We start from the raw sequence: 18,593 nt of genomic DNA on the forward strand, positions 1-18,593 counted from the left end.
CGAAGCCAACCTTTGCCCTGCGACACGTTCACATTTTCGCGCTTACCCGGATTTTGCCCGTTGCCATTGAACCAAAGCGCCGTTTGGCTCTGGCATCTTTGCCGCTGGTCTGCGCGCCGCGACCTCGGCATCACGGCCAATTTCGCGCAAGCCGTCAAGGTTACCCATCACATCAGGAACGCGTTGCATTGTTTGGCTCAAAGAGCGTTGAAACTCCTGACTTTTTGCCTGATGGCGCGCCCCGAAATAAAACGAAACGACAATTCCCAGAAGCCACCACAGCGGCTCCGGCACCAGCAAAAGCCCCTGCATCCGGCTTGCAAACCAGACCGGATCAACCATCGCGCTAACAAAAAGCGCCAGAATTCCGAAAACAAGCGCCGGGCGCGGCAAGCGGTTTAGCCCGTCCATAAATCTGTCAAACCGCCCTTTTCGTGGCAAGGCAAACTCCGCTGCCAACTGCCCGAGCGCCTCTCCTCGCAGGGTAACAGCCCGTTTTGCAGCTTCTTCTGTGTTTTCACGAAACACTTCGCTTGTTTCGCGCAATACGTTGCGCCCCTCGCCAAACAACAAATACAACAGCCCGTGGATCAACCCCATGCCGCCACCCGTTCATGATGCTCACGCTCGCTTAGGTGAAACTCGCGTGTAATGAACTCCTCTGCCCGCTTTATCCAGCCGCCCTTGCCCCCGTCGCGGCGACGCGCAAATTTGCGGCTTGCGGGGCGCGCATCGGCCAAGGCGTAATAGTAATTGCGCCGCGCAATCCCATAGGCATCAACGAAAGCGCGCGGCGCGATGTCATGCGCCTCTTGCGTCGCAGCAGCGGTTTCCGGCCCGATCACCCCATCAACCCGCACTGAATAGCCCATGTCGTTCAACAGGCGCTGCAATATCCGCACCGCATTCGCACCCGCGTTGACATACATATCAAACACGCTCGCCTGAACCCCGCGCGGCAATGTGCCTATTCGCGGCGCATCATAGTAATGGCGCAAATAAATATCGACGGCCTGCTCGCGGGTGAGAGACGTAACATCCTGAATATCAACAGAATTGTCACCCGTGACATCAAACCCCAACCGCTTGAGCGTCTTAAGCGTCACGCCGTATTTGGTCGCGCCGCCTGGATCATCCGGATCATTCACAAAGCCGCCTTCGCGGGAAATGATGTCGGATGCGATCTCTCTTACCGTTTGCATATGGCCCCCATTTCTGTGGGGCGCATGCATCGGTCTGGCCCCATTAACGGGGATCATGGTGAGCGGAAAATCCTATCAGAACTCTAACCGCTGCGAACGTTGCATATTGTTTTCTCGCTGAAACACTAACTATCCGACTTACCGTGAGAAACATTTTCTGCACGAATTTTTTCAAGGACTTCGTCGCTTACAGTGTCCATTATTTCTTTCGGCATGTAAGTTTCATCATGTTTGGCAAGCAATTGGGTTGCGTAGAATGTTCCGTCTTTTAGTGACCCAGTTGCGATAGTTACCTGACCTTCTTCAAACAAATCGGGTTTAGGATCCTTACCGACATAGAGAACATCCATAGTATTGTTCCCGTCTGTAATCTCGAAATAGAACTGAACACCACCCTCAGACTTCATACTTCCTTCGACCACAAGCCCACCCGTTTTAAAAACTTCTTCCGGTTCAGGGTTGGCTTCAAAGACCTGTGTTGGAGAACGGTAAAGACTAATACCGCCCTTGAAACCGTAGCCAATCAATGCGCTGGACAAAACCAGCGACACAACGATGAGCACAATGACCTGAATACGGCGACGTTTCTTGAGGTTCTTCATGGTTCCTTACGGGAAGACCGGCGCGAGCATAAGGCCCGCTGTTTCTTCCTCTCCTAGCATGAGGTTCGCGTTTTGCAGCGCCTGACCGGACGAGCCTTTGGTCAGGTTATCAAGCGCTACCATAACAATCGCCCGCCCGTCGATGCGATCTCCCGTCACACCTATATGACAGAAGTTGCTGCCACGAATATGCCGTGTGCTTGGCGTTTCGCCAAAGGGCAGCATAACGATAAAGGGTTCGTTTTCATAAGCTTGCGCGAGGGAGTTATAAACCTCTTCAGGCGATCCCTTCACATAAACGGTGCCCAGTATTCCACGGTTGGCGGGGATGAGGTGTGGCGTAAACTGTACCCGTACTGGCTCTCCGGCGATGGCGGAAAACTCTTGATCAAACTCGCCAAGGTGCCGATGGGTTCCGCCCACGGCATAGCCATGTGCGCCTTCGGACAGTTCTGCGTGCAGCAAGTTTTCCTTTAGCGACCGCCCTGCGCCGGACACACCGGTGATCAGATTGATAATGATGTCATCAAGTGCAATGACCTTGTCCGCAATCAACGGCCGCAGCGCATACTGCCCCGTTGCCGCATTACAGCCTGTTCCGGCCACAAGCCGCGCTTGTTTGATCTCTTCGCGATAAAATTCGGTCAGCCCATAAACGGCTTCGTCCTGCTGTTCCAATGCGGCGTGGTCATTTCCGTACCACTTTTTGTACTCCGCAGGGTCACGCAGCCGGAAATCCGCCGACAAATCAACAACTTTCAGATCTTTTGGCAACTCGCGAATAACCGCTTGGCTTGTGGCATGTGGCAGCGCACAGAAGCACAGATCGACTTTGGAGAAATCGACTTCTTCGACCGTCACAAGATCAGGCAAATCCAGATGGCGCAGATGCGGGAACACCTCGGCCATGCTCTGCCCTGCTTTACGCGAGGCCGTCAGAGCGGTGATCTTCATCGAAGGATGGCTGGCAATCAGCCGGACAAGTTCTGCGCCCGTATAGCCGGACGCACCAAGAATGGCGATATTATGGGTCATTTTGACGGACCTTTTCGTGTTCAGGGCCTATGTAGGAAGTTTTGGCGGGTGCTGCAATCACGCAGCTTCAAACGTGATCTTTCGTCGCAAGAATTGCGTTGCTTTGCTTGAGACCCGCGCAGGATCGCCTGTTGTCAGGAACAGAGACTCCTCGCCTTCTCCGCGCATATCTGGATGACGCACAAGATAATCAGCAAGGCTCTCCGCAACCAAATCGGCTTGGGAATAAACTTTCACATTCGCGCCAAGGGCGTCCTGAAACTGCTGCTTCATAAGGGGATAATGCGTACAGCCAAGGATTGCGGCCTCAGGGCCAGGCATCCGCCGCAGCAGCGCATCAACGTGGCTGCGGACCAAGGCTTCGGCCAAAATCTCGTCACCATCTTCGATCGCATCCACAACACCGCCACAGGGCTGCGCTTCGACATCCACACCAATCGCGCGGAACGCAAGCTCGCGCTGAAACGCACGGCTCGACACAGTCGCGGGGGTCGCAAAAAGCGCCACATGCTTCACCGCAACTTCGCGTGGCGGAGAATTATCGCCCCAGTCCCGCTCGGTCAGTGCCTCAATGAGCGGAACGAAAACCCCAAGAACCCGCTTGTTCGACGGGATCCAGCTTTCCTGCATCCGGCGCAACGCCGCCGCAGAAGCCGTGTTACAGGCAAGGATCACAAGGTCACACCCCGCATCCCAGAGGCGCTCAACGCCTTGAGTTGTCAGATTATAAATGTCATCCGCGTCGCGCACGCCATAAGGCGCATGGGCGTTATCACCATAGTAAACCAACGCTTCGTCCGGCAGACGCTTGGACACGGCATCCAGTACGGTCAAACCGCCCAAACCAGAGTCAAAAATCCCTACTGCCATCGTTTCTGTCCTTATGTCTTGCCGACTCGCCGCCGTTAATTTTCAGCTTACTTAAATTATCCGCACATTACGCGCGATATTTTTCTTCAAACTCATACCCATACTCTAACGGCGAAACTGGGTTGGGAGAAAGCGCATATGTCGCTGCGCGCAAATAATCCATCATCGCGCTGGACTCGCCGCCGAAGCGGGCCAGCGTCTTTGGCGCTATCGGCGCACCAATAGAAAGCGCCACTTCGCTGTTGACCCGCGCGCCGAACTCCTTGATCAACAGGCCAAGCCTCAAGGTTTCATGCAGGTGGCTGGCCAATTGAAACAGCCGTGAATTTGCCCCGTGAAAATAGATCGGAACCACCTGCGCACCGGACTTCTGGATCATTTTTGCGGTGAAATTCCGCCAGCTTGGGTCAAGAGGCATTGAGAAGGCCTTTGCCGAGGTCGAGACCGTCCCGCCCGGAAACACGCCAATGGCGCCACCTTCTGCAAGATAGCGCAGCGCCGATTTGCGCGTGGTTATGTTTTGCTGAACAGCTTCGCGGGAGTCGTCAAAACTGATCGGAAGGATGATACGGTTAATATCGGGCGCTTTGTTAAAAACGCTATTGGCCAGAATTCGGAAATCACCGCGTGTTTCTGACAAAAACGCCCCCATCACCAGCCCATCAAGGATGCCATAGGGATGGTTTGACACAACAACCAACGGCCCCTCTTTCGGAAGGTCATATGCGGGGCCACAATGCTTAACCGAAATTCCATAGCGCCGCTTCATCACCGCCCAAAAATCCTGCCCGTTCGCCACCTCTTGCTCATAACCAGCAGCCTTACGAATAAGGCGGTTGCGCCCTGTAGCCCCCTCCAGAATACGGATCATCGCGCGCCCTGATCGGCTCTTGGCAGAACTCGCATAGGAGATATCGCGGGCGATATGGCGCGCCAACTTAGTAGGTATTTGGTCTGGCATAGAGTTTGGTATCGACGTTTTAAGTGCAGAGGATCACGAAAGGCGATTGAATGCCCCTTAAAGCGCGAAACTGTAACGAACCAGTAAAATCGCGGACACGGCTGGTGTTTCGACTTGGTTCATCGCGATCTGCGACAAAAAAAGCGCGCAGCGGAGAACCGTTGCGCGCTTGTGGTTTCATCGGAACCCTGTGCTCTGACCCTATTCCGCCGCCATCGGGGTAACGCCTCCTGCTCGGATGTCTGCAAGCAAGGCTTCACGCCGTTTCGCTGCCTTCTCTTCGTTCGCTTCTTTTACGGGGCCATAGCCGCGGATTGTCATAGGAAGTTCCATAAGCTCCTGAATCAAAGCCTTATTCCCCGCATCAACCAACGGCAAAACGGCGTCCAAATCAGCTTCAAACTGCGCAATCAAAGCGCGTTCCATTTTGCGCTCCTTCGTGCGGCCGAATGGATCAAACGCAGTTCCACGCAGGCCTTTCATCTTGGCCAACACTCGGAACACATTCAGCATCCAAGGGCCGTACTCCCGCTTTTTTGGGCGCCCATTGGCATCCTTACCGCCAAAGATCGGAGGCGCGAGATGGAATTTCATACGGAACGCGCCGTCAAACTCTTCTCGTGCCTTGGCCTCTGTCTCAAGGTGCATGCGTGCAACTTCGTATTCATCCTTATAGGCCAAGAGCTTAAAGTATGACTTCGCCACAGCTTCCTTGAGTGCAGGATCTGCGATTGTCTCCACCTTGGCTTTATACTTCGCGGCCAGTTTCTCGTCCTGAAACAGGGTCAACTGCTCGACCCGATAGGCGATTTTCTCCTCAAGTGTCTTTTCAGGAGCTTCCGGCGTATGCGCAGCCTTATTGGCCTCCTCTGGGTTAAGCTGCGCCCAACGTCCAATCTCAAACGCCCGTTTGTTGCCCTCAACCGCTGCTTTATTGAGTTCAATCGCTTCTTGGATCGCGTCATAAGATAGTGGCACAAGCCCAGCCTGCCACGCCGCACCCAGCATCATCATGTTGGAGAAAATACTGTCTCCCAAGAGATGCGCCGCCAGATCACTTGCGTTGAACATCTGGAGCCGATCCTGAAGCCGAGCTTCAAGCGCGAGCGAGAGCCGATCCATCGGCAGCTTGAAATGGGTGTCACGGGTAAAGTCGCCCGTGATAATCTCGTGGCTGTTAACCACCGCGCCGGTCTTTCCGGTTTTCATCAAGCCAAGTGTCTTCGCGCCTGCGGTCGTCACAAGATCACCGCCGATAACCGTATCCGCTTCACCTGTGGCAACACGTATCGCGCTGATATCGCTTGGCTTATTCGCAAGGCGGCAATGGATGTGCACGGCACCACCCTTTTGTGCGAGTCCAGCCATTTCCATCAGCCCTGCGCCCTTGCCATCAATATGCGCCGCCATCGCAAGGATCGCGCCAATCGTCACAACCCCAGTACCACCGACGCCAGTAATCACCACGTTATGGGTGCCGTTAATCTCGGGGAGAACGGGCGCTGGCATATCGGGTAAATCAAGGCTTCCGGTTGCTTCCTTGCGCACTTTGGCGCCCTCAAGCGTCACGAACGAGGGGCAGAACCCTTCAACACAGGAAAAATCCTTGTTGCAGCTTGATTGATCAATCGCACGCTTGCGGCCCAGTTCGGTTTCCGCAGGCACAATCGACACACAGTTGGATTGCACACCGCAATCGCCGCAGCCTTCGCAGACATCGGTGTTAATGAACACGCGTTTGTCGATATCGGGGAACGTTCCGCGCTTGCGACGACGGCGTTTTTCGGCCGCGCAGGTCTGTACATAAAGGATCACCGAGACGCCCTTTGTCCCTGCAAAGTCGCGCTGAACCGCCATCATCTTGTCGCGGGTGTAGATCTCTAACCCTTTCGGGAACTGCGCGAGGTCCACATCCTCTTTCGGGTCATACACCAGTGCAACCCGCTTCACCCCCATCGCCAACACTTCGCGCGCAATGCGTGGCGCATCAAGATCGCCTTCGTTGCTTTGCCCGCCTGTCATAGCAACCGCATCGTTATAGAGGATTTTGTAGGTGATGTTGGTATTCGTGGCCAAAGCAGCACGAATGGCGAGCGAGCCGGAATGGTTATAGGTTCCGTCGCCAAGGTTCTGGAACACATGCTCAGTATTGGAGAACGGCGCCTCGCCAACCCAGTTCGCACCCTCGCCACCCATCTGGGTAAAGCCCGTGGTTTCGCGGTCCATCCACTGCACCATGTAATGGCACCCAATCCCCGCATACGCGCGATGTCCATCAGGGACGCGGGTTGAGGTGTTGTGTGGGCAACCCGAGCAGTAATACGGAAGCCGAGCAGCTATTTCCTGTGCGTTATCAGCCTTTTGCGCCTCGTTCAGCATCTCAAGGCCTGCCTTGACGCTTTCTGTGCCACGGCCTTCCTCGATGAGGATATTGCCGATCTTCTCGGCGATCATGATGGGATCAATCGCAAAGCGGGTCGGGAATAGCTCTTCGCCGTCGCCGCCCTTGTGCCAGCCATAAACGCGGCGACCACGACGATCATCAAAGATGGCTTCCTTAACCTGCACTTCGATCAGTTTGCGCTTTTCTTCGACCACCACGATCAAGTCCAGCCCCTCGGCCCATTCGTGGAAGCTTTGCATATCCAGCGGCCAAACCTGCGCGACCTTATAGGTGGTGATGCCAAGGCGTTTGGCCTCGTCCTCATCCAGCCCCAAAAGCTGCAACGCATGGGTCAGATCAAGCCAGTTTTTACCTGCAGCGACAAAGCCGATCTTTGCGCCCTCTTCGCCCCAAACACGCTTGTCGATGCGGTTGGCGCGGGCAAAAGCCTCGGCGGCGTGGCGTTTATAATCAATCATCCGCGCTTCTTGCGCGACCGGCGTATCGCCAAGGCGGATGTTCAATCCACCCTGCGGCATATCAAAATCAGTCGGCTCGACAAATGTGGCGCGGTGCGGATCACCGTCAACAACGGCTGTGGCCTCGACGGTATCTTTCATCGTCTTCAGGCCAACCCAAACACCCGCATAACGGCTCAGCGCCCAGCCATAGAGCCCCAAATCAAGGATCTCCTGCACACCCGCTGGAGATACAATCGGCATATAAGCATCGACCATTGCCCAATCGCTTTGATGCAAAGTCGTGGAGCTTTCTCCCGTATGGTCATCGCCCATCGCCATCAACACGCCGCCAAGCGGGCTGGTGCCGGCCATATTGGCATGGCGCATCACGTCACCAGAGCGGTCAACACCCGGACCTTTACCGTACCAAAGGCCGAAAACGCCCTCATACTTCCCCTCGCCGCGCAGCTCTGCTTGCTGGCTGCCCCAAATGGCAGTGGCGGCGAGGTCTTCGTTCAGGCCAGGCTGGAACGTGATCTGGTTTTCGTTCAAAAGCTTTTCCGCACGCTGCATCTGCAAATCAACGGCGCCAAGCGGCGAACCACGATAACCCGTGCACATCCCCGCAGTATTCAACCCCGCTTTTGCGTCTCTCGCGCGCTGCATCAACATCAGCCGCACAAGCGCCTGTGTACCATTCAGCAGAACCGGCGATTTCTCCAAATCAAGCCGATCATTCAAACTAATTTTCTGCTTAGACATTGCGCATCTCCTCCACGAAAGCAGCATATCACGACAATAGGTCAAAAAAGCTGACCTACAAATGCTTTTTTTGATGAAAAGGCGAATTGAATTGAACTACACTTTCGCTGTAATTCTATGTACTTTCAAACGTAGCAAATGAAATGAATTGAACGCGATGGACTGGGACAAGCTAAGAATATTTCACGCAGTGGCCGATGCGGGCAGCCTAACAGCAGCCGGAGAGACACTGCATTTGTCGCAATCCGCCGTGAGTCGACAGATTCGGGCCCTTGAAGAGAGCCTCGATACCACCCTTTTCCACCGTCACGCCCGCGGACTGATTCTCACCGAACAGGGAGAATTGCTGTTTGACGCGACCGTCGCCATGAACAAGCGACTTGAAGCGGCGAGTGCGCGCATCCGCGACAGTGAAGACGAAGTCTTCGGCGAACTGCGCGTGACTACAACGATTGGTTTTGGCTCGCTCTGGCTCGCGCCACGACTTCCGCACCTCTATGACAAGTATCCAGACCTGAGAATCGACCTCATGCTCGAAGAAGGTGTTCTTGATCTTCCCATGCGCGAGGCCGACGTTGCCATCCGCATGAAAGAGCCAAGTCAGGCCGATTTGATCCGCAAGCGGCTGATGTCCGTTCGGATGCGCCTCTATGCAACACAGGAATACCTCGACAAGTTCGGCACCCCCCGCACGATGGAAGAGCTGGAGGGCCACAGGCTCATTTGCCAAAACACGTCCTCGGCGCAGGTTGCGGCAAGTTCTGGCTTCGTGCAGCACCTGCTGACCTACGGCATTAGCAACTCTTTGACGGTCAATAACTACTTCGGCGTGCTGCAAGCGGCGATCGCAGGATTGGGGATTGGCGTATTGCCGGATTACGTGACTGTGGACTTCCCAAACCTGATCCGTGTGCTCGATGATGTTGAGTCAAACGAGGTACCTGTCTACCTCGCCTACCCCGAAGAATTGCGTCAATCCAAGCGCATCAAGGCCTTCCGCGACTTCGTGACCGAAGAAATCTTTGAGCATCGTCAACGGATTAAGGACGAGAACGCTCAAAAAACAGGCAGCTAAGCCCATCCACTTTTGCAATTCTCTCAAATAGCTATGCACCAGATGCATAGCGGCTTTGCGCCCATCTGAAACATTTACTATTGAAATGTACTCACACCGCCCATAAATCACTCCTCGAAGGCGATGACGAGACTTCTCGCCGCCTTCAACCTCCCTGTTGGACTTAGGGCCGAGCTTTGTCTCGGCCTTTTTTTTCGCCAAAATTCCGGAATTGCTCTAAATTCGATCAGTTTTCAAACTGCGCGAAATTTCTACGCTTTCAGACTCCGTTGCGCAGGAATGGTGCAAACGGCCCCTTTTGCCTATTTATTTGCCCCTCCTGCATCGCCGCCAAAAGAGGTAAATCGGACCACCGTGGCCACCAGTGGCGCACCACACCCGCGAAATTCTTCGCGCGAAACCGCCAAAGCCGCGCGCGCCCTCTTCCCCTTTTCGCTTTATTTGCTTATGGAATGCCCAACTTCAAAATGGGGCCACGCCGATTTGGGCCACGCTGCACCGCAAACCTACTGGGGACTTACATGCAAGAGCCAACCATCACCGAAGAACTCATCGCCAGTCACGGGCTAAGCCCCGACGAGTACGAGCGTATCCTAGAGATCATCGGACGCACCCCGACCTTCACAGAGCTTGGCATCTTTTCGGCAATGTGGAACGAGCACTGCTCTTATAAATCCTCCAAGAAATGGCTCCGCACCCTGCCAACCGAAGGCCCGCAGGTCATCTGCGGCCCAGGCGAGAACGCTGGCGTGGTTGATATCGGCGATGGTCAGGCTGTTATTTTCAAAATGGAAAGCCACAACCACCCGTCGTATATCGAGCCTTACCAAGGTGCGGCCACAGGCGTCGGCGGCATTCTTCGCGATGTCTTTACAATGGGCGCACGCCCGATTGCGGCAATGAACGCGCTTTCCTTCGGCGAACCCGATCACCCGAAAACCAAGCAGCTTGTGAACGGTGTGGTTGAGGGCGTCGGCGGTTACGGCAACTGTTTCGGTGTTCCGACTGTGGGCGGCGAAGTGCGCTTCCACGCGGCTTACAACGGCAACTGTCTGGTCAACGCCTTTGCGGCTGGTCTGGCTGACAGCGACAAGATCTTCTACTCCGCAGCCTCCGGCGTTGGCATGCCGGTTGTGTACCTCGGCGCGAAAACAGGCCGCGACGGTGTTGGCGGCGCAACAATGGCTTCCGCCGAGTTTGACGACACCATCGAAGAGAAGCGCCCAACTGTTCAGGTTGGCGACCCCTTCACTGAAAAGCGCCTGATGGAAGCGACGCTTGAGTTGATGGCAACCGGTGCCGTGATCTCTATTCAGGACATGGGAGCCGCAGGCCTCACCTGCTCTGCCGTTGAAATGGGTGACAAGGGCGGCCTTGGCGTAAAACTCAACCTCGAAGACGTACCACAACGCGAAGAAAACATGACCGCCTACGAGATGATGCTCTCGGAAAGCCAAGAGCGCATGTTGATGGTGCTGAAACCCGAGCTTGAAGCCGAAGCCCGCGCCGTTTTCGAAAAGTGGGACCTTGATTTTGCCATCGTCGGCGAAACCATCGCAGAAGACCGCTTCCTTGTTCTGCACAACGGCGAGGTTAAAGCCGACCTGCCGCTCGCAACGCTCTCCGGCTCCGCGCCTGAATACGACCGCCCATGGGTTGAAACGCCCCCTGCCGAAGAGATGGAGCCCGTAACAGGTGTTGACCCAATCGACGGCCTGAAGGCCTTGATCTCCAGCCCGAACTACGCGGGCAAACAATGGGTATACGAGCAATACGACACAATGGTCATGGCCGACACCACCCGCAATCCGGGCAACGGCAGCGGCATCGTGCGTGTACATGGCACCGACAAACAGCTTGCTTTCACCTCTGATGTAACACCGCGTTACGTTAAGGCGAACCCTGTTGAGGGCGGCAAACAAGCCGTTGCCGAAGCCTATCGCAACCTGTCTGCCGTAGGCGCGTTGCCGCTGGCCACAACCGACAATATGAACTTCGGCAACCCCGAAAAACCCGAGATCATGGGCCAGTTTGTTGGTGCGATCAAAGGGATTGGCGAAGCTGTTGCCGCCCTTGATATGCCGATCGTGTCGGGCAACGTGAGCCTTTACAACGAAACCGACGGCAAAGGCATCCTTCCTACGCCAACCATTGGTGCTGTTGGCCTCATCCACGCAGGCGAAAACGCAATCACTGGCGCCGCCCAAGACGGCCATGTCGCACTGCTTATTGGCGAAACCACCGGCCACCTCGGCCAATCCGCGCTTCTGGCAGAAGTCTTTGGTCGCGAAGATGGCGACGCCCCTGCCGTTGACCTTGCCGCCGAAAAAGCAAATGGCGCGTTCATCCGTGACAACCGCGAGATGATCGAAGCCTGCACCGATTTGGCTGATGGCGGCCTCGCCCTCGCCGCCTTCGAGATGGCCGAAGCGGCTGGCGTTGGTGTTGCGATCGATAGTGACGACACTGCAACCCTCTTTGGCGAAGATCAGGCCCGCTACCTCGTGGCTTGCGGCTTCGATCAGGCAGAGGCGCTCTTTATCGCGGCGAACCAAGCTGGTGTACCAATCGCCACTGTCGGTAAATTTGGCGGCGATACAGTAAGCTTCGGCTCAACCTCCGCCCCGCTGACAGAGCTTGCCGACATCTTCCGCGGCAGCTTTGAAGCCAAGGTTGCCTGATCCGCACCCAGATCTGCGCCCAGATTGCGGGCGCTGCGCGGCCCTGTGCTGCGTGGCGCTCGACCTTATCAAATCCAATCGATTTGCCATAGATAAACCGGCCGGCACGCCTTGCCCGAACCTCGCGCGAAACGGGTTGTGCGCCATCCACGAAAGCCTTGATGACAAGGGATTTTCCGGCTGTTCTGCCTATGATTGCCTCGGCGCAGGGCAGCGCGTTGTGCAAGATATTTTCGACGGAAAATCATGGCGAGACCGGCCCGAACTGCTTCCGGATATGATGGAAGCCTTCGCGCTCATGCGCCCCATCCACCAAGCACTTGAACTCCTCGTCGCCGCCACAGCACTTCCAATGACACCCGAGCAGGCCTCCACCCGCCACGCGCTTCTCACGGCACTTGCCCCAGAGGATGAATGGAACATGGAAACCTTGCGCGCTGCTGCGCCTGATTTGCGTGCGGTGAAGCCCTTCTTGCGGTCCCTGCAAAACGTGGCGAAATCGCCGCAGGGTTAACGCGCCCTTTCCTGCTTTGCCCGCCTTGAACTTCGCAAACGTGCGGATTAGGTTTGGCCCAACAGGAGAACCAACAATGGCAATGCAAGCCCAAGAAATCGAAGACCTGATCCGCGCTGGCTTTCCCAACGCAAAGATCACAATCACCGACCTCGCCGGCGACGGCAACCACTGGGCGGCGGAAGTTACGGACGAAAGCTTCCGCGGCATGAACCGAGTGCAACAGCAACGCGCTGTCTATGCGAGCCTCAAAGGCGCAATGGACGGCAACAACGGCGCACTACACGCCTTGGCACTGACCACCAAGGTTCCGGAATAACGCGCCTCCCCGAAATACCCCTTCTTTGCAGAAGGTTTGACACAAAAAGGAAGCTCCGATGAGCGCAGAGACACAAATCAAAGAGACCGTAACCAACAATGATGTGGTCCTCTTTATGAAAGGCACCAAAGAGATGCCACAATGCGGATTTTCAAGCCGCGTGGCCGGTGTTTTGAACTTCATGGGCGTCGATTTCGCCGACGTGAATGTTCTGGCCGACGATGAACTTCGCCAAGGCATCAAAGACTACAGTGATTGGCCAACAATCCCGCAGCTCTATGTAAAAGGCGAGTTTGTGGGCGGATGTGACATCGTAACAGAGATGACGCTTTCCGGTGAGCTTGATACGCTGTTTGCTGAAAACGAAGTAGCGTTCAACAAAGAAGCTGCCGACAAAATCCGCGAAGCAAACGCCTAGTTCAGAATTCTAAATTCTGTAATAAACCAACAAAAAGGCCCGCCATTTTGGCGGGCTTTTCTATTTTATTCCAAAGACTTGGCCACGCATCTTAACGTTCAAGCATTTGCCTTTTCTTCGATCGTATCGGCCACGGATTCGGCACGTGCGGCGATTTCTGCAAGCGTATCTTTGATCTCTTGCGGGATCACTGCAACCTGATCCGGTACTGTGGGTCGCGCGCGCAATTCTTCGAGCAATTGCTCTTGCGTCGCGAGTTTGTCATTGGCCTGCGCCAGTCGCTCCTCAAGCCCTGCGGTTTTATCCGCAAGCATCAAGCCCGCCATCAAAAGCATCCGCGCTTCGGGCATGCGCCCGATCTGTTCCGCCAAAACCGAGGCTTCGCCATCCAGCAGTGCGGCAGCAGCCTGAAGGAAATGCTCTTCCCCCTCCTGACACCCAACTTCGAAATCGCGTCCGCCAATTGTGATTTTGATCTCAGGCATTATGCATTCTCCCCAATCAGCGTCTCCAGATCCTTGATGATACCATCAAGCTCGTTTCGGTCGCTGGCCTGCGCGCTTTTCACGCCTTCAAGCTCGGCCTGAAGCGAGGCGTCAACCAGTTCTTTGTCTGCAACCCCATCAGCAATCGCCTGCCTCAAGGCCGCGTTGTTCTTGCGCAATTCGGCATTCACCCCCTTGAGGCGACCAACATCGCCTTCGAGCGTGCCGATGCTGTCCTGAAGCGAAGCAACCTGCCGCTCGAGGCTGGCCAATGTTTGCTCCTGCTTGGTTTTGATAGCGCGGACGCGTTCCTCAAGCTGGGCATTGACCGAGCGCTCTGCTTCAAGCGCTTCCTTTAGGGCTGCACTCTCACCTTTTTCAAACCGCTCCACGCCCGAATTAATCCGCGCAAAAGCTGCCATAATTCTTTGTTCAAACTCTGTGATCTCGCTCATGTGCCTCTCTCCTCGGCCTGCCTGCGGGGCTGCGCCATTCGACGGTGATCCCATTTCCGCGCCTCTTTACGGCGCTTTTCGATGTGGCGCTTGCCAGCGTGCCGACCGTCCGAACCGCATTCTCTCGACTTGGTCCGGTAATGACGTCAACACGCCTGATTGTAGCAAACCCGCGCGGCAGTAAAACCACGAATCGTGCCAAAACACCGCTTGATGGTCAGTTTATCGCAGCGAATTTCGAATTGCGCCCCTTTTTGCCGCCTCTTTTCCCACTCAGGGAGCTTGCATCCTTGCACTTTACGAAACACTTGCTATCAAACCGCTAACAAAAGAGCCCAACCAGAGGAATACTCGTGGATATTGCAACTCTCCGCAAAGAGCACCCCGAACATTGGAATAAAGCCGCCGCAATCCGTGTCCTGACACTGGATGCTGTGGCCGCTGCAAACTCCGGTCACTCCGGTATGCCTATGGGCATGGCCGATGTGGCGACTGTTCTGTTTGAAAAGCATCTGAAGTTTGACCCAAAGAACCCGCTTTGGCCTGATCGGGACCGGTTTATCCTGTCTGCAGGTCACGGCTCCATGCTGGTCTATTCCCTGCTTCACCTCACAGGATACGAGCAAGTCACACTTGAGCAGCTCAAGAACTTCCGCCAGTCCGGCGCGCTCACAGCGGGTCACCCAGAGAATTTCCTTCTCGACGGCGTTGAAACAACCACTGGCCCTCTTGGTCAGGGGATCGCGAACTCGGTTGGCTTTGCAATGGCCGAAGAACTTCAGCGCGCGCAATTCGGCAAGAAGGTTGTCGATCACTATACATATGTGATTGCGGGCGACGGTTGCCTCATGGAGGGCGTAAGCCAAGAAGCCATCGGCATCGCAGGACGCCACGAGCTTTCCAAGCTGATCGTCTTCTGGGACAACAACAACATCACCATCGACGGCACCGTTGATCTGTCCGACCGTACCGATCAGGTCATGCGTTTCAAGGCATCTGGTTGGCACGTGCAAGAAATCGACGGCCACGATCCGATTGCGATTGATGCTGCGATCACCGCTGCGAAGAAGTCCGGCAAGCCTTCGATGATCGCCTGTGAAACCCACATCGCGCTCGGCTCCTCCGCTCAGGACACGTCCAAAGGCCACGGTGCCCTTACAGACGCAACACTGATTGCCAACACCCGTACGGCCTACGGCTGGGAGCATGGTCCTTTTGACATCCCTGCCGACATCAAATCCCAGTGGGAAGCCATGGGCGAAAAAGGCGCTGCGGCCTATGCAGAATGGCAAGAGCGCTTCGCCAGCCTCTCCAGCAACAAACAGAATGAGTTCAACCGCGCTTATGCGCTTGAAGCACCGAAAAAGATCTCGGCTGCGGTCAAAGCTCTCAAGAAAAAGGTTTCCGAGGAGCAGCCAAAGGTTGCCACCCGTAAATCCAGCGAATTGGCGCTTGAGGTCTTGAACCCGCTGATGTGGGAAACTGTTGGCGGCTCTGCCGACCTCACCGGCTCCAACAACACCAAGACTGCTGATCTGGGTGTGTTCTCACCAGAGGACCGCAAAGGGCGTTACGTCTATTGGGGTATCCGCGAGCACGGTATGGCCAGCGCAATGAATGGTATGGCGCTGCATGGTGGTATGCGCCCCTACGGCGGCACATTCATGTGTTTCACAGACTATGCCCGCCCGGCGATGCGCCTTGCTGCGTTGAGCAAGATCCCGACTGTATTCGTGATGACCCACGACAGCATCGGCCTTGGCGAAGACGGCCCGACACACCAGCCTGTCGAGCATCTCGCGATTTCGCGCGCAACGCCAAACACATATGTGTTCCGCCCTGCCGACACGGTTGAAACAGCCGAGGCATGGGAAGTTGCGTTTACGTCTAAATCCACTCCATCGGTTCTGGCGCTTTCCCGTCAGGGGCTACCGACCGTTCGGACAGAGCATAAGAACAAGAACATGACCGCGCTTGGTGGCTATGTTCTCAAGGATGCGGTTGCCAAACGTCAGGTTATCCTGATGGCAACAGGTTCCGAAGTGTCGGTTGCGCTTGAAGCGCAAGAGCTCCTTGAAGCAGAGGGCATCGGCACACGCGTTGTTTCCATGCCATGTATGGAACTCTTCGAAGCGCAGGACGAAGCCTATCGCAAGCGCGTGCTTCCAGGCGGCCCGGTTCGGGTTGCGATCGAAGCCGGCGTTCAAATGGGTTGGGACAAATGGCTCACAGGTGAGCGCGGCAAGGCCAACAAGGCTGGGTTCGTCGGCATGGAAGGCTTCGGCGCTTCTGCTCCTGCTGAAGAGCTCTTTGTGAAATACGGCATCACCGCCGAAAACACAGTTGCCAAGGTTAAGGCGCTGCTCGGGCTCTAGTCCTCGACCAGCCTCACAGAATAGTAAGCCCCGCCGGATGCGTTTCGGCGGGGCTTTTCGTTTCTACAGCGGCTAAGCACAAGCCATTCTGCCAAACTCAAACTCTGTTTACGTTGGTAGCATTGGGGTGATCATGCCCCCAGATTTTACGCGCGTCTTTGGAAACGATGTTCCGCTCGATGCGGTCCAGTTCCGCCAGCGCAGGTCCGACACCGCCAGTTCGCGACAGCGCTGCATCAAACGCGCGCCGCACAGAGCGCGGCCGCCATGGCAGCACCGCCCCAGAAAGCCAAATTCGCAATTCTCTTGGAAGGCGATCGTAATCCCGCATCGGGTCGGATGAACGGCGCTTGCACTTGAGGCTTGTGCGGCCAAGGTTTCCAGCCATCAGAGCGCATTCACCTTGATCTGCAACCCGAGCCCCGCCGCGCGATACTTCACTCTCTTCAACCAACTGCCCAAACCGCAAAGGTTAGGGACTGTTTGTGATTTCGCCTGCATACGCGCGGTGCCCTCTTCGTTGCTCAAATCTTGCGGCCCACTAGTTATGTTATAACGTAATACTTCGCAAGCCGATTTTCCGCTGTCGCTCACAACGCCCACGCCGAAGTGATTCCTTTGCCAGACTCTGGACCACAAATTGTTAACGCCAACATCGTATGCCCAAGATAGAACGCTACGTCCTGTTAGCGCCAACGGGCTATGTTTTGCGCTAACATATTGCGAATAAAGAGGTTTTACCCTCGGAATATGTTAGGTTTTCCCCTATATACCCCCGTAATCGCCAAGTCGTCAGAGGCCCCTGATGACCGCGAAAAAGAGGATACGCTATGACCGTCACAGTCGGGATTAACGGATTTGGCCGCATTGGCCGCTGTACATTGGCCCATATCGCAGAGAGCGGCCGCAACGACGTTCAGGTTGTCAAACTCAACGCAACCGGACCCATCGAAACAAACGCACATTTGCTAAAATATGACTCCGTGCATGGCCGCTTTGCGGGCGATATTCGGGTCAACGGCAACACGCTTGATTTGGGCCGTGGCCCGATGGACGTGATGAGCACCTATAACCCGGAAGAGCTTGACTGGTCCGGCTGTGACGTTGTTTTGGAATGTACCGGCAAATTCAACGATGGCGAAAAATCGGCGGTCCATCTTGAGCGTGGCGCAAAACGCGTTCTGATCTCCGCGCCTGCCACCAATGTGGCACGCACTGTCGTTTATGGCGTGAACCATCGTGATCTTCTGCCCCAAGACAAGATCGTGTCCAACGGCTCTTGCACCACCAACTGCCTCGCACCGCTGGCGAAGGTGCTGAACGATGCTGTCGGGATCGAGAGCGGCATCATGACCACGATCCACAGCTACACCGGCGATCAGCCGACGCTCGACCGCCGCCACAAAGACCTGTACCGCGCCCGCGCCGCCGCTATGGCGATGATCCCAACCTCGACGGGTGCAGCGAAGGCGCTTGGCCTCGTACTGCCAGAGCTAGACGGCAAACTTGACGGCACCTCGATGCGGGTGCCAACACCGAATGTCTCCGCGGTTGATCTGACGTTCCAAGCGGGCAAAGACGTAACCAAAGACGACATCAACGAGATCGTCGCCAATGCCGCCAACGGCCACATGGGCGCGGTCCTCGCCTATGATCCTGAACAAAAAGTCTCGATCGACTTCAATCACACCTCACATTCCTCTATCTTCGCCCCTGACCAAACCAAGGTCGTCGGCAAACGTATGGTGCGAGTGCTGGCATGGTACGATAACGAGTGGGGCTTTTCCTGCCGCATGGCTGATGTAGCTGCGGAAATGGGGCGCCTCACCTCCTAGGAAGTGGCGCGCGCGCATGACGACACGACTGGTTTTGATTATCTGCGGCGTGATCCTTCTGGTTTTCGTCGCAGATCACTTTTTCCTACACCTTGATCTCCCTGTCCGCGCCGCGCGCCGCCTCGGACAAGCGATCGAATACATCGCCTTCTGGCGCTAA

General features: G+C 55.7%; 18 protein-coding genes. 8 read left to right on the plus strand and 10 right to left on the minus strand.

The window, feature by feature from the left end:
- Positions 1-42 precede the first annotated feature (42 nt).
- The 7 genes from OU789_RS07710 to OU789_RS07740 all read right to left on the minus strand — a co-directional run bounded on the left by OU789_RS07710 (position 43) and on the right by OU789_RS07740 (position 8,276).
- Positions 43-600, minus strand: coding sequence for a holin family protein (locus OU789_RS07710; RefSeq protein ID WP_263952986.1), 558 nt, complete (start codon positions 598-600; stop codon positions 43-45).
- The gene (locus OU789_RS07715; RefSeq protein WP_274654780.1) at positions 591-1,202 is read right to left on the minus strand and encodes a holin-associated N-acetylmuramidase; all 612 of its coding nucleotides are present in this window, start codon (positions 1,200-1,202) and stop codon (positions 591-593) included. Before OU789_RS07715 ends, OU789_RS07710 begins: the two co-directional genes overlap by 10 nt.
- A gap of 125 nt (positions 1,203-1,327) precedes the next feature.
- Positions 1,328-1,804 (minus strand): cytochrome c maturation protein CcmE, encoded by a 477-nt coding sequence (locus tag OU789_RS07720; RefSeq protein ID WP_274654782.1) that lies wholly within the window; start codon positions 1,802-1,804, stop codon positions 1,328-1,330.
- A gap of 6 nt (positions 1,805-1,810) precedes the next feature.
- Complete coding sequence (argC, locus tag OU789_RS07725; RefSeq protein WP_274654784.1) at positions 1,811-2,839, minus strand: N-acetyl-gamma-glutamyl-phosphate reductase; 1,029 nt, start codon at positions 2,837-2,839, stop codon at positions 1,811-1,813.
- Positions 2,840-2,896: 57 nt separating this feature from the next.
- On the minus strand, positions 2,897-3,709 hold the full coding sequence (locus OU789_RS07730) for a glutamate racemase (RefSeq protein WP_274654786.1): 813 nt from the start codon (positions 3,707-3,709) through the stop codon (positions 2,897-2,899).
- Between the two features lie 67 nt (positions 3,710-3,776).
- On the minus strand, positions 3,777-4,670 hold the full coding sequence (locus tag OU789_RS07735; RefSeq protein WP_274654788.1) for a lysophospholipid acyltransferase family protein: 894 nt from the start codon (positions 4,668-4,670) through the stop codon (positions 3,777-3,779).
- A 201-nt stretch (positions 4,671-4,871) separates the two neighbouring features.
- Positions 4,872-8,276 (minus strand): indolepyruvate ferredoxin oxidoreductase family protein, encoded by a 3,405-nt coding sequence (locus tag OU789_RS07740; protein WP_274654790.1) that lies wholly within the window; start codon positions 8,274-8,276, stop codon positions 4,872-4,874.
- Between the two features lie 157 nt (positions 8,277-8,433).
- On the opposite strand from OU789_RS07740, the gene OU789_RS07745 reads away from it, so the two are divergent.
- The 5 genes from OU789_RS07745 to grxD all read left to right on the plus strand — a co-directional run bounded on the left by OU789_RS07745 (position 8,434) and on the right by grxD (position 13,283).
- Complete coding sequence (locus OU789_RS07745; RefSeq protein ID WP_274654792.1) at positions 8,434-9,351, plus strand: LysR family transcriptional regulator; 918 nt, start codon at positions 8,434-8,436, stop codon at positions 9,349-9,351.
- A 521-nt stretch (positions 9,352-9,872) separates the two neighbouring features.
- Positions 9,873-12,032 carry a phosphoribosylformylglycinamidine synthase subunit PurL gene (purL, locus tag OU789_RS07750; RefSeq protein WP_274654794.1) on the plus strand — a complete coding sequence of 720 codons (2,160 nt, stop codon included), beginning with the start codon at positions 9,873-9,875 and terminating at the stop codon, positions 12,030-12,032.
- The gene (locus tag OU789_RS07755) at positions 12,025-12,546 is read left to right on the plus strand and encodes a hypothetical protein (RefSeq protein ID WP_274654796.1); all 522 of its coding nucleotides are present in this window, start codon (positions 12,025-12,027) and stop codon (positions 12,544-12,546) included. The genes purL and OU789_RS07755 overlap by 8 nt, the downstream gene beginning before the upstream one ends.
- Before the next feature lie 76 nt (positions 12,547-12,622).
- On the plus strand, positions 12,623-12,865 hold the full coding sequence (locus OU789_RS07760; protein ID WP_263952976.1) for a BolA family transcriptional regulator: 243 nt from the start codon (positions 12,623-12,625) through the stop codon (positions 12,863-12,865).
- A gap of 58 nt (positions 12,866-12,923) precedes the next feature.
- Positions 12,924-13,283, plus strand: a complete 360-nt coding sequence (gene grxD / locus OU789_RS07765; RefSeq protein ID WP_274654798.1) for a Grx4 family monothiol glutaredoxin — start codon at positions 12,924-12,926, stop codon at positions 13,281-13,283.
- Positions 13,284-13,381: 98 nt separating this feature from the next.
- Here grxD and OU789_RS07770 read toward each other — a convergent pair whose 3' ends face one another.
- Positions 13,382-13,768, minus strand: a complete 387-nt coding sequence (locus OU789_RS07770; protein ID WP_263952974.1) for a cell division protein ZapA — start codon at positions 13,766-13,768, stop codon at positions 13,382-13,384.
- Positions 13,768-14,223 (minus strand): hypothetical protein, encoded by a 456-nt coding sequence (locus tag OU789_RS07775; protein ID WP_274654800.1) that lies wholly within the window; start codon positions 14,221-14,223, stop codon positions 13,768-13,770. The genes OU789_RS07770 and OU789_RS07775 overlap by 1 nt, the downstream gene beginning before the upstream one ends.
- A 353-nt stretch (positions 14,224-14,576) precedes the next feature.
- On the opposite strand from OU789_RS07775, the gene tkt reads away from it, so the two are divergent.
- A complete protein-coding gene (tkt, locus tag OU789_RS07780) occupies positions 14,577-16,598 on the plus strand; it encodes a transketolase (RefSeq protein ID WP_274654802.1) in 2,022 nt (673 codons plus the stop codon).
- Between the two features lie 97 nt (positions 16,599-16,695).
- On the opposite strand, the gene OU789_RS07785 is transcribed toward tkt, so the two are convergent.
- A complete protein-coding gene (locus OU789_RS07785; protein WP_274654804.1) occupies positions 16,696-16,986 on the minus strand; it encodes a DUF6525 family protein in 291 nt (96 codons plus the stop codon).
- A gap of 442 nt (positions 16,987-17,428) precedes the next feature.
- On the opposite strand from OU789_RS07785, the gene gap reads away from it, so the two are divergent.
- On the plus strand, positions 17,429-18,433 hold the full coding sequence (gene gap, locus OU789_RS07790; protein WP_274654806.1) for a type I glyceraldehyde-3-phosphate dehydrogenase: 1,005 nt from the start codon (positions 17,429-17,431) through the stop codon (positions 18,431-18,433).
- 16 nt (positions 18,434-18,449) lie between these two features.
- A complete protein-coding gene (locus tag OU789_RS07795; protein ID WP_274654808.1) occupies positions 18,450-18,593 on the plus strand; it encodes a hypothetical protein in 144 nt (47 codons plus the stop codon).

Source organism: Halocynthiibacter sp. C4 (assembly GCF_028823805.1).
GTDB lineage: Bacteria > Pseudomonadota > Alphaproteobacteria > Rhodobacterales > Rhodobacteraceae > Falsihalocynthiibacter > Falsihalocynthiibacter halioticoli.

What these genes read in the sequence shown, in the direction of transcription:
- OU789_RS07710 (WP_263952986.1), bottom strand. Translation starts at nt 600, where the DNA reads ATGGGGTTGATCCACGGGCTGTTGTATTTGTTGTTTGGCGAGGGGCGC.
- OU789_RS07715 (WP_274654780.1), bottom strand. Translation starts at nt 1,202, where the DNA reads ATGCAAACGGTAAGAGAGATCGCATCCGACATCATTTCCCGCGAAGGC.
- OU789_RS07720 (WP_274654782.1), bottom strand. Translation starts at nt 1,804, where the DNA reads ATGAAGAACCTCAAGAAACGTCGCCGTATTCAGGTCATTGTGCTCATC.
- argC (WP_274654784.1), bottom strand. Translation starts at nt 2,839, where the DNA reads ATGACCCATAATATCGCCATTCTTGGTGCGTCCGGCTATACGGGCGCA.
- OU789_RS07730 (WP_274654786.1), bottom strand. Translation starts at nt 3,709, where the DNA reads ATGGCAGTAGGGATTTTTGACTCTGGTTTGGGCGGTTTGACCGTACTG.
- OU789_RS07735 (WP_274654788.1), bottom strand. Translation starts at nt 4,670, where the DNA reads ATGCCAGACCAAATACCTACTAAGTTGGCGCGCCATATCGCCCGCGAT.
- OU789_RS07740 (WP_274654790.1), bottom strand. Translation starts at nt 8,276, where the DNA reads ATGTCTAAGCAGAAAATTAGTTTGAATGATCGGCTTGATTTGGAGAAA.
- OU789_RS07745 (WP_274654792.1), top strand. Translation starts at nt 8,434, where the DNA reads ATGGACTGGGACAAGCTAAGAATATTTCACGCAGTGGCCGATGCGGGC.
- purL (WP_274654794.1), top strand. Translation starts at nt 9,873, where the DNA reads ATGCAAGAGCCAACCATCACCGAAGAACTCATCGCCAGTCACGGGCTA.
- OU789_RS07760 (WP_263952976.1), top strand. Translation starts at nt 12,623, where the DNA reads ATGGCAATGCAAGCCCAAGAAATCGAAGACCTGATCCGCGCTGGCTTT.
- grxD (WP_274654798.1), top strand. Translation starts at nt 12,924, where the DNA reads ATGAGCGCAGAGACACAAATCAAAGAGACCGTAACCAACAATGATGTG.
- OU789_RS07770 (WP_263952974.1), bottom strand. Translation starts at nt 13,768, where the DNA reads ATGCCTGAGATCAAAATCACAATTGGCGGACGCGATTTCGAAGTTGGG.
- OU789_RS07775 (WP_274654800.1), bottom strand. Translation starts at nt 14,223, where the DNA reads ATGAGCGAGATCACAGAGTTTGAACAAAGAATTATGGCAGCTTTTGCG.
- OU789_RS07785 (WP_274654804.1), bottom strand. Translation starts at nt 16,986, where the DNA reads ATGGCTGGAAACCTTGGCCGCACAAGCCTCAAGTGCAAGCGCCGTTCA.
- gap (WP_274654806.1), top strand. Translation starts at nt 17,429, where the DNA reads ATGACCGTCACAGTCGGGATTAACGGATTTGGCCGCATTGGCCGCTGT.
- OU789_RS07795 (WP_274654808.1), top strand. Translation starts at nt 18,450, where the DNA reads ATGACGACACGACTGGTTTTGATTATCTGCGGCGTGATCCTTCTGGTT.